An 8,064-nucleotide genomic window follows, 5' to 3' on the forward strand; every position below is an offset into this window, starting at 1 on the left:
CCCAACTACTCCGTCATTGGCTGGCCGGAGAGGTCCCAATCCTTGCCGTTGAAGATCGAGACATAGAGCGTCTTCATCGGCGTGTAGTCGTCGGGCGTGTAGCTGTAATTGATGCCATCAAGGAAATAGGGCGAGTGGAAACCGGCGAGCGTGGTGGCGTGCTTCAGCACGTTGGCGCGGGTCAGGTCGTCGCCGCAGCGGCGCAGGATTTCGCCCATCGTTGCCGCCTGGCCGTAGCCGGCGAAGGCGATGGTGTTGTCAGGGTCGATGTTCGGCAGGTACTTCTTGCGCAGCTCCTCGAACGCGATCACGTCCGGATCCTTCTCGTAGCGGGGTACGCCGACTTCCTTGTTGTAGCGAATCGCGACGATGTCCTTGGCGTTCTCGAGGCCCGCGGCGCTCAGGATCGAGCGACCGGTCGAGCCCGCCGACAGCAATTGCAGCGGCTTCCAGCCGAGTTCGGTCACCTTGCGGATCGACTGCGACGTCGCCTTGCCGGTGGTGATGTTGTAGAAGACGTCGGCGCCCGACTTCGAGAGATTGATGAGCTGCGAATCGACCGTCGGATCGGTGAGATCATAGGTCTGCTCCATGATCACCTGTGCCTTGCCGCCGGCATCGGCCAGCACCTTCTTGAACGGCCCGAGGAAGTCGCGGCCGAAATCATCGTTCTGGTAGAGGATGCCGACCTTGGCGTTCGGCTTCACGCTGACGACGTGCTTGGCGAGAACGCGTGCCTCGGTCGGATAGAGCGGCAGGCCCGCCATGGTCCATTTGAAATTCTTCGGGTCGTTCCACTTCGAGGCGCCGGTGTTCAACAGCAATTGGGGAACGCCCTTGGAATTGAGGTATTTATGCACGGAGGTCTGCGGCGCGGTGCCGAGCGAGCCATACAGCGCCAGCACCTCCTCCTGCTCGACCAGACGGCGCGTCGCCTCGACGCATTTCGGCGCGCTGTAGGCATCGTCCATGGTGAGGAATTTCACCTTGCGGCCGTTGATGCCGCCCTTGTCGTTCAGCATCTGGAAATAGGCTTCGCCGACGCGGCCCAGCACACCATAGAGCGAGCCGGGGCCGGAATGCGGAACGGTCTGGCCGAGCTTGATCTCGGTATCGCTCGCACCCGGATCGTACTTCTTGTCGGCGGCCCGGACGAAAGGCGCGGGCAGCACGGACGCGGCGATCACGGACAATGCAGTGGCGCCGAACTCGCGCCGTGTATGTTTTTTCATTATTTCTCTCCCTGAGACGAAAAGCTCTCTCGCATTCCGCTTTGCGCCGGGCAAGCGCGAAGTCACAGCTTTGCGGCGCAATGCCGCGTCACGGCAAATGCGTAGCGTGTAGACTCAAGTTTGGGTGCGTAACGTGAATGACTCTTCCCTTCTCCCCTTGTGGGAGAAGGCGAAGCGGTCACGGCTTGACCGCGACGGCGACGAGTCCGGGTGCCGGGATATTGTCTTCATTGCGCGCCGAGAGATCGTCGAGCTGGGCCAGCGTCAGCCCCGCGGCAGCGATGGAGTCGCGCACGTAAGCTGCGCTGTGGGCGTAGCGCAGTCCCTCGCCGATGATGACGCCTTCGCCGTCATGGGTCTCGGCCGTGAAGGCGAGCACGCCGCCCGCCACCAGCACACGGCTGGCCTCGGCGAGCACCGGCGCGAGATCGGCGACATAGACCATTGCATCCGCGGCCAGGATCAATTCGGCGCTGGCCTCGCGCCTGGCCGAAACGGCCTTCAACATGTCGTCGACCTCGAGCTCGGCATAGAGGCCGGTGGCGCGCGCCTTGTCGATCATGCGCGGCGACAGGTCGATGCCGATGAAGCGATCGACATGCCGGGCGAATGCGCCGGCCGCCAGCCCGGTGCCGCAGCCGAGATCGATCGCACGCTTGAAGAAGGCCGGTTTCTTTGCGCCCGCACGCACCGACAGCACCGCCTTGAACAGCAGTGCCGGGCCGCGATAGCCGAGATCGCCGACCAGCGCGGCCTCGAAGCGCGGCGCATATTGATCGAACAGCGTCTGGACATAGCCCGGCGGCATCGAACTGACGGCCTCGACGCCGAGCTGCATCAGACGAAGGCCGGCGCCATGCCGGTCTTCGGGATCGGCGTCGCGCGCGCCGCGGAACGCTGCGATCGCGGCCTCGCGCTGACCGAGCTCCAGGCGGATCTTGCCCAGCGTGTACCAGGCCGACGGGAATTTCGGCACAAGCTCGATTGCCTGTTCGAGCAGCTCGGCGGCAGCCGGCAGATCGCCCTTCAATTGCAGGTCGCGCGCGAACTCGTAGCGGCGGTCGGCGACGAGATCGCCGGAGGACAGAAACAGGCGGGGGGCCATTCGCTTTAAGGAACCAATCTCGGCCGGGTCCGGCCATCCATCAAAGCACGGACTTTTTCCGGAGATGGATGCACGGGTCAAGCCCGCGGATCCGGCTAAACATCGCGGATCGAGCGCCTATATAGGGGCGATGCGCCCGCAAGACATCCTGATGCCCGTCCCGGCCGGGCTTTGCTGCAAGCCCGGCGGCTTCCACATCGATCCTGTCAGGCCGGTCGAGCGGGCACTGATCACCCATGGCCATTCCGACCATGCGCGGGCGGGCCACGGCGCTGTGCTCGCGACCCAGGAAACGCTCGACATGATGCGGCTGCGCTACGGCGAGAACTTCGCCGGCTCTGTGCAGGCGATCGCCTATGGCGAGGAGATCAGGCTCGGCGACGTCACGGTGACGTTTCATCCCGCCGGTCATGTGCTGGGCTCCGCCCAGATATCGGTCACCTGCAAGGACACCCGCATCGTCGCCTCCGGCGACTACAAGGATGCGCGCGACCCGACCTGCGCGCCGTTCGAGCTGGTGCCCTGCGACGTCTTCATATCAGAGGCGACGTTTGGATTGCCGGTGTTCCGCCATGGCGATGCCGCCGGCGAAGTAAACAAGCTGCTGGCCTCGGTCAAACTGTTCCCGGAGCGCGCGCATCTGGTCGGCGCCTATTCGCTCGGCAAAGCGCAGCGCGTGATCGCGCTGCTGCGCGAGGCCGGCTACGACGCGCCGATCTACCTGCATGGCGCGATGGAGAAGATCACCTACTACTATCAGGAGCGCGGCATTGCGCTCGGCGAGCTCCGGCCCGCGCGCGGCATGAAGAAGGCCGAGCTTGCCGGCACCATCACGCTGGCACCGCCAAGCGCGACATCCGATGTCTGGACGCGCCGCTTTCCCGATCCAGTCACCGCATTCGCCTCGGGCTGGATGCGCGTGCGCGCCCGGGCCAGGCAAGGCGGCGTCGAGCTGCCGCTGGTGATCTCGGATCATGCCGATTGGGAGGGGCTGACGGCGACGATCGCCGCCACTGGTGCCGGCGAGATCTGGGTCACCCACGGCCAGGAAGATGCGCTGGTGCATTGGTGCAAGACCAGGGGCCTTGCCGCGCGGCCGCTCGATCTGGTCGGCTATGGCGACGAGGATGAAGGCGAGACGGCCGCACTGACCGGCGAGGCCCAGCCCGCCGGCGAGGCGGAAACATGAACCGTTTTGCCGAGCTGCTCGACCGCCTCGCCTACGAGCCCGGCCGCAACAACAAGATCAAGCTGCTGGTCGCCTATTTCCGCGAGACCGAGGACCCCGACCGCGGCTACGCGCTGGCGGCGCTGACCGGCGCGCTGTCGTTCAAGCACGCCAAGCCGGGCCTGATCCGCGACCTGATCACCGAACGCGCCGATCCGGTGCTGTTCGGCTACTCCTATGATTACGTCGGCGACCTCTCGGAGACGGTCGCGCTAATGTGGCCGAAGGCGGAGCTGCCGGGCCACAACAACCCGCCTCCCCCGACGCTGACTGATGTCGTCATCACGCTGCGCACGCTCGGCAAGGCCGAGCTGCCGGCGCAGCTGGCGCGCTGGCTGGACGAGCTCGACGAGACCGGGCGCTGGGCGCTCTTGAAGCTCGTCACCGGCGCGATGCGGATCGGGATCTCGGCGCGGCTGGCGAAGACCGCGGCGGCGGCGCTCGGCGACAAAGACCCGCACGAGATCGAGCTGCTGTGGCCGGGCCTGTCGCCGCCCTATCTCGACCTATTCGCCTGGCTCGAGGGCCGCGGAGACAAACCGGTCAACCGCGACCCTGCGCCGTTCCGCCCGGTGATGCTGGCGCACGCGATCGAGAATAGCGATTTCGCCAATCTCGACGCCGCCGATTTCAGCGCGGAATGGAAATGGGACGGCATCCGAGTGCAGGCGGTGTCCGGCCGCGATGCGCGCGGGCACGTCCAGGCGCGGCTCTATTCGCGAACCGGCGAGGATATCACCGGCAGCTTTCCGGATCTGGTGCCGTCGCTGCATCTGCCCGGCGCGATCGACGGCGAATTGCTGGTGCTGCGCGACGGCCGCGTGCAGACCTTCAACGTGTTGCAGCAGCGACTGAACCGCAAAGTCGTTTCGCCGAAGCTGATCAAGGAATTTCCGATCCATCTGCGCGCCTACGACCTGCTCGGCGACGACGAGAGCGATTTGCGCGAGCTGCCCTTCACCGAACGTCGCGCGCATCTCGAAGGCTTCGTCGCCAAGCTGAATGATCCGCGCATCGATCTGTCGCCAACCGTCCCGTTCGCGAGCTGGGAAGAGCTGGCCGCGGCGCGCGCCGATCCCAAGAGCGCCGGCGCCGGCGACGATGCCGACGCGGTCGAAGGCGTGATGCTGAAGCGGCGCGACGCGCCCTATCTGCCCGGACGGCCGAAGGGCCCGTGGTGGAAGTGGAAGCGCGATCCGCACATCATCGACGCCGTGCTGATGTATGCCCAGCGCGGCCACGGCAAGCGCTCGTCCTATTACTCCGACTATACGTTCGGGGTCTGGACCCGTGGTGATGCCGGCGACGAGCTGGTGCCGGTCGGCAAGGCCTATTTCGGCTTCACCGACGAGGAGCTGTTGCAGATCGACCGTTTCGTCCGCCGCAACACCACCGAGAAGTTCGGCCCGGTGCGGCATGTCGTGCACGAGCCGGATCAGGGGCTGGTGCTGGAGGTCGCCTTCGAGGGCTTGCAGCGCTCGCCGCGTCACAAGTCCGGCGTCGCAATGCGCTTCCCCCGGATCAGCCGCCTCCGCTGGGACAAGCCGCCGCGCGAAGCCGACCGGCTGGAGACGCTTGAACGGATGTTAATCTCCATGACAGGAAGTTAAATCCCAAGCGCGCATGACAGCCCTTGATCGCGGTGCGCGGGTTTCCCATGTGCACCGCCGTGACCTATAATGCGGGCGATTCCGTTAGACCTCGGTTCTGATGGGATCAGAATCGAGGTCTAGGTTTTGTTTTGACGCGTTTTCTTCACGCGAACCGGTGCCCACTTCGCGCGAAAACGCTATTGGAGACAGCAATGCCAAACGACATCCGGGACTTGCCGGCCGGCCGGAGTGACGGCCTGTACCGCTTTCTCGGCGGATCGCCGCTCTCTGTGGCGTTCCGGTTGATTTTGCTGTCGATTCTGGTCGGTGTCGTGCTCGCCGCGATCGGCCTCGATCCATGGAACATCCTCAACAGCATCCGCAGGCTGTTCCAGAGCATCTGGGATTTCGGCTTCGATGCGATCAACTGGGCCTGGCGCTACTTCCTGCTCGGCGCCGTCATCGTGATTCCGATCTGGCTGTTGTCGCGGCTGTTCGGCGCGCCGCGCGGCCGCTGATCTCAGGGAGTTCGCAGCCGATGCAATTGCGATTTGTCGGCTGCGGCGATGCATTCGGCTCCGGCGGCCGCTTCAACACCTGTTTCCACGTCAGCGGTGCGCGCAGCAATTTCCTGATCGATTGCGGTGCCTCATCGCTGCCGGCGATGAAGCGGCTCGAGATCAACCGCGACGCGATCGACCTGATCCTGATCACGCATTTCCATGGCGACCATTTTGCCGGCCTGCCGTTCTTCCTGCTCGACGCGCAGTTCTCCCGCCGCACCCGGCCGCTGGTGATCGCAGGGCCCGAAGGCATCGAAACGAAACTGCCTGCGGTGATGGAGGTGATGTTCGAGCATTCCTCCAAAACCAAACAACGCTTCGATCTATCCGTCGTTACGCTGGCGCCGCGCGAAACGCGCAGCTTCGGCGAGGTGACCGTGACGCCCTACCCTGTCGTGCATGGCGAGTCCGGCGGGCCGTTCCTCGCGTACCGCGTCGAGGCGGAAGGCCGCATCATCAGCTACAGCGCCGACACCGAATGGACCGACGCGCTGATCCCGGCGGCGCAGGACGCCGACCTCTTCATCGCCGAAGCCTATACTTACGACAAGATGGTCAAGAACCATCTCAGCCTGAAGACGCTGGAAGCGCATTTGCCCGCCATCAACGCCAGGCGCGTGGTGCTGACCCATATGAGCGACGACATGCTCGGCCGCATCGACGATTTGCCCTACACGGCGGCGAGCGACGGCATGGTCGTGGCGCTCTGACCAAGCAATGCCTTGCCCCGCCGATCTTCCGCCATCGCATTGCTCTGAGAACAATTCCGGCATGGTCGCGCGACGGATGTCGCGATAGAAACGGATATTCCTTGCAATTGTAGCCATGCACGCACCCATCCACCCGAAGATCACGACGCGTCAGGTGTTCGCCATCGCCGGCCCCGCGATGGTCGCCAACCTGACCACGCCGCTGATCGGCATCGTCTCGACCACCGCGATCGGCCGCCTCGACGACGCCGCGCTGCTCGGCGGCGTGGCGATGGCCTCGGTGATCTTCGACTGCCTGTTCTGGCTGTTCGCCTTCCTGCGCATGAGCACGCTGGCCTTCACCGCACAGGCGCAGGGCGCCGGCGAGATCAAGGAATATGCCGCCATCCTGGTGCGCGGCTTCATCGTCGCCGGCCTGATCGGCGCGGCGCTGATCGCGCTGCAGGTGCCGCTCGCCGCGGTCACGTTCCAGCTGATGGGCGGCAGCGAAGGCGTCACGCGCGCGGCCAAAGCCTATTTCATGATCCGGATCTGGTCGGCGCCGCTGGCGCTCGCCAATTACGTCATCCTCGGCTGGCTGGTCGGCCAGGCCCGCGCCAATCTGGCGCTGGCGCTGCAGATCGTGATCAATTTGATCAACATGGCCGCGACCGTGCTGCTGGTGCAGGTCTACGGCGCCGGCATTGCCGGTGCCGCGATCGCCGCCGTGCTCGCCGAGACCGCCGGTTTCGCCGCCGGCATCGTGGTGGCGTGGCGGATCTCGCAAGGCGGCTTCGCCGTTCCCGCGGCGACGCTGTTCGACCGCGCCAAGCTGATGCGCATGCTGGCAGTCAATCGCGACATCATGGTCCGCACCGCGGCGCTGATCGTCGTGTTCCTGTTTTTCACCGCCAAGGGCGCGCGCGAAGGCGACGTGACGCTGGCGGCGAATTCGGTGCTGAACAATTTCCTGCTGGTCAGCGCCTTCTTCCTCGACGGTCTCGCCAATGCCGCCCAACAGCTGTGCGGCCGCGCCTTCGGCGCGCGCGATCCACGCGGCTTTTCCGATTCGACCCGGCTGGTGTTGCTGTGGGGCATCGGCTTTGCGCTGGCGGTGTCGGTGCTGTTCGCGCTGTTCGGACCGGCGCTGATCAATCTGATGACGACCAGCGACGACGTGCGCCGCTATGCGCGCGAGTTCCTGCCGTTCGTGATCCTGGCACCCCTGCCCGGCGTGTTCGCGTTCGGCTTCGACGGCATCTATGTCGGCGCCACCTGGGCGCGCGAGATGCGCAATCTGATGCTGGCCTCGCTTGCGATCTTCCTCGCCACCTGGTGGGCGCTCAGCTCGTTCGGCAACACCGGCCTGTGGATCGCGCTGCTCGGCTTCTACGTCGCGCGCGGCGGCCTGCAGGGCCTGCGCTATCCGGCGCTGCTCAGGAAGACGTTCAAGACGGCGTAAGTCCGTAACCCGGATGCAGCGAAGCGAAATCCGGGGTCTGCATCCGCGGGAAGTCCGTCCCGGATTGCGCTTCGCTTCATCCGGGCTACGAAGTTCTCTTCCCCTTCCCCCTGAAAGGCAGGGGTGTCCGGGGAATGATTCACTGTGTCGCGGTGCATGCTCGGCAGGACCGAGGCAAATCGGTCTTTTCTGG

At 65.1% G+C, this 8,064-nt stretch carries 7 protein-coding genes; 5 read left to right on the forward strand and 2 right to left on the reverse strand.

Annotation, left to right across the window (positions count from 1 at the left end; all coding sequences use genetic code 11):
* Positions 1 to 5: 5 nt before the first annotated feature.
* Together Q2M23_RS31905 and Q2M23_RS31910 are read right to left on the reverse strand one after the other, a co-directional pair.
* A complete protein-coding gene (locus Q2M23_RS31905; RefSeq protein WP_076832391.1) occupies positions 6 to 1,232 on the reverse strand; it encodes an ABC transporter substrate-binding protein in 1,227 nt (408 codons plus the stop codon).
* Between the two features lie 178 nt (positions 1,233 to 1,410).
* Entirely contained in the window at positions 1,411 to 2,337 is a 927-nt protein-coding gene (locus Q2M23_RS31910) for a class I SAM-dependent DNA methyltransferase (RefSeq protein ID WP_316398159.1), read from the reverse strand.
* A gap of 130 nt (positions 2,338 to 2,467) precedes the next feature.
* Here Q2M23_RS31910 and Q2M23_RS31915 point away from each other — a divergent pair, with 130 nt between their 5' ends.
* The 5 genes from Q2M23_RS31915 to Q2M23_RS31935 all read left to right on the forward strand — a co-directional run bounded on the left by Q2M23_RS31915 (position 2,468) and on the right by Q2M23_RS31935 (position 7,871).
* Positions 2,468 to 3,526 (forward strand): ligase-associated DNA damage response exonuclease, encoded by a 1,059-nt coding sequence (locus Q2M23_RS31915; protein WP_316398160.1) that lies wholly within the window; start codon positions 2,468 to 2,470, stop codon positions 3,524 to 3,526.
* Complete coding sequence (locus Q2M23_RS31920) at positions 3,523 to 5,175, forward strand: cisplatin damage response ATP-dependent DNA ligase (protein WP_316398161.1); 1,653 nt, start codon at positions 3,523 to 3,525, stop codon at positions 5,173 to 5,175. Before Q2M23_RS31915 ends, Q2M23_RS31920 begins: the two co-directional genes overlap by 4 nt.
* Before the next feature lie 194 nt (positions 5,176 to 5,369).
* Positions 5,370 to 5,675, forward strand: coding sequence for a DUF6460 domain-containing protein (locus tag Q2M23_RS31925; protein WP_028334595.1), 306 nt, complete (start codon positions 5,370 to 5,372; stop codon positions 5,673 to 5,675).
* A 20-nt stretch (positions 5,676 to 5,695) separates the two neighbouring features.
* Positions 5,696 to 6,430: an MBL fold metallo-hydrolase gene (locus Q2M23_RS31930; protein WP_316398162.1), complete on the forward strand. Its 735-nt coding sequence runs from the start codon at positions 5,696 to 5,698 to the stop codon at positions 6,428 to 6,430.
* Between the two features lie 115 nt (positions 6,431 to 6,545).
* Positions 6,546 to 7,871, forward strand: a complete 1,326-nt coding sequence (locus Q2M23_RS31935; RefSeq protein WP_316398163.1) for an MATE family efflux transporter — start codon at positions 6,546 to 6,548, stop codon at positions 7,869 to 7,871.
* Positions 7,872 to 8,064: the final 193 nt, after the last annotated feature.

This window comes from Bradyrhizobium sp. 33ap4, assembly GCF_032654765.1.
Taxonomy (GTDB): domain Bacteria; phylum Pseudomonadota; class Alphaproteobacteria; order Rhizobiales; family Xanthobacteraceae; genus Bradyrhizobium; species Bradyrhizobium australafricanum.

Excerpts from the sequence above, each read along its gene's own strand:
- Q2M23_RS31905 (WP_076832391.1), bottom strand. The coding sequence starts at position 1,232 with ATGAAAAAACATACACGGCGCGAGTTCGGCGCCACTGCATTGTCCGTG.
- Q2M23_RS31910 (WP_316398159.1), bottom strand. The coding sequence starts at position 2,337 with ATGGCCCCCCGCCTGTTTCTGTCCTCCGGCGATCTCGTCGCCGACCGC.
- Q2M23_RS31915 (WP_316398160.1), top strand. The coding sequence starts at position 2,468 with ATGCGCCCGCAAGACATCCTGATGCCCGTCCCGGCCGGGCTTTGCTGC.
- Q2M23_RS31920 (WP_316398161.1), top strand. The coding sequence starts at position 3,523 with ATGAACCGTTTTGCCGAGCTGCTCGACCGCCTCGCCTACGAGCCCGGC.
- Q2M23_RS31925 (WP_028334595.1), top strand. The coding sequence starts at position 5,370 with ATGCCAAACGACATCCGGGACTTGCCGGCCGGCCGGAGTGACGGCCTG.
- Q2M23_RS31930 (WP_316398162.1), top strand. The coding sequence starts at position 5,696 with ATGCAATTGCGATTTGTCGGCTGCGGCGATGCATTCGGCTCCGGCGGC.
- Q2M23_RS31935 (WP_316398163.1), top strand. The coding sequence starts at position 6,546 with ATGCACGCACCCATCCACCCGAAGATCACGACGCGTCAGGTGTTCGCC.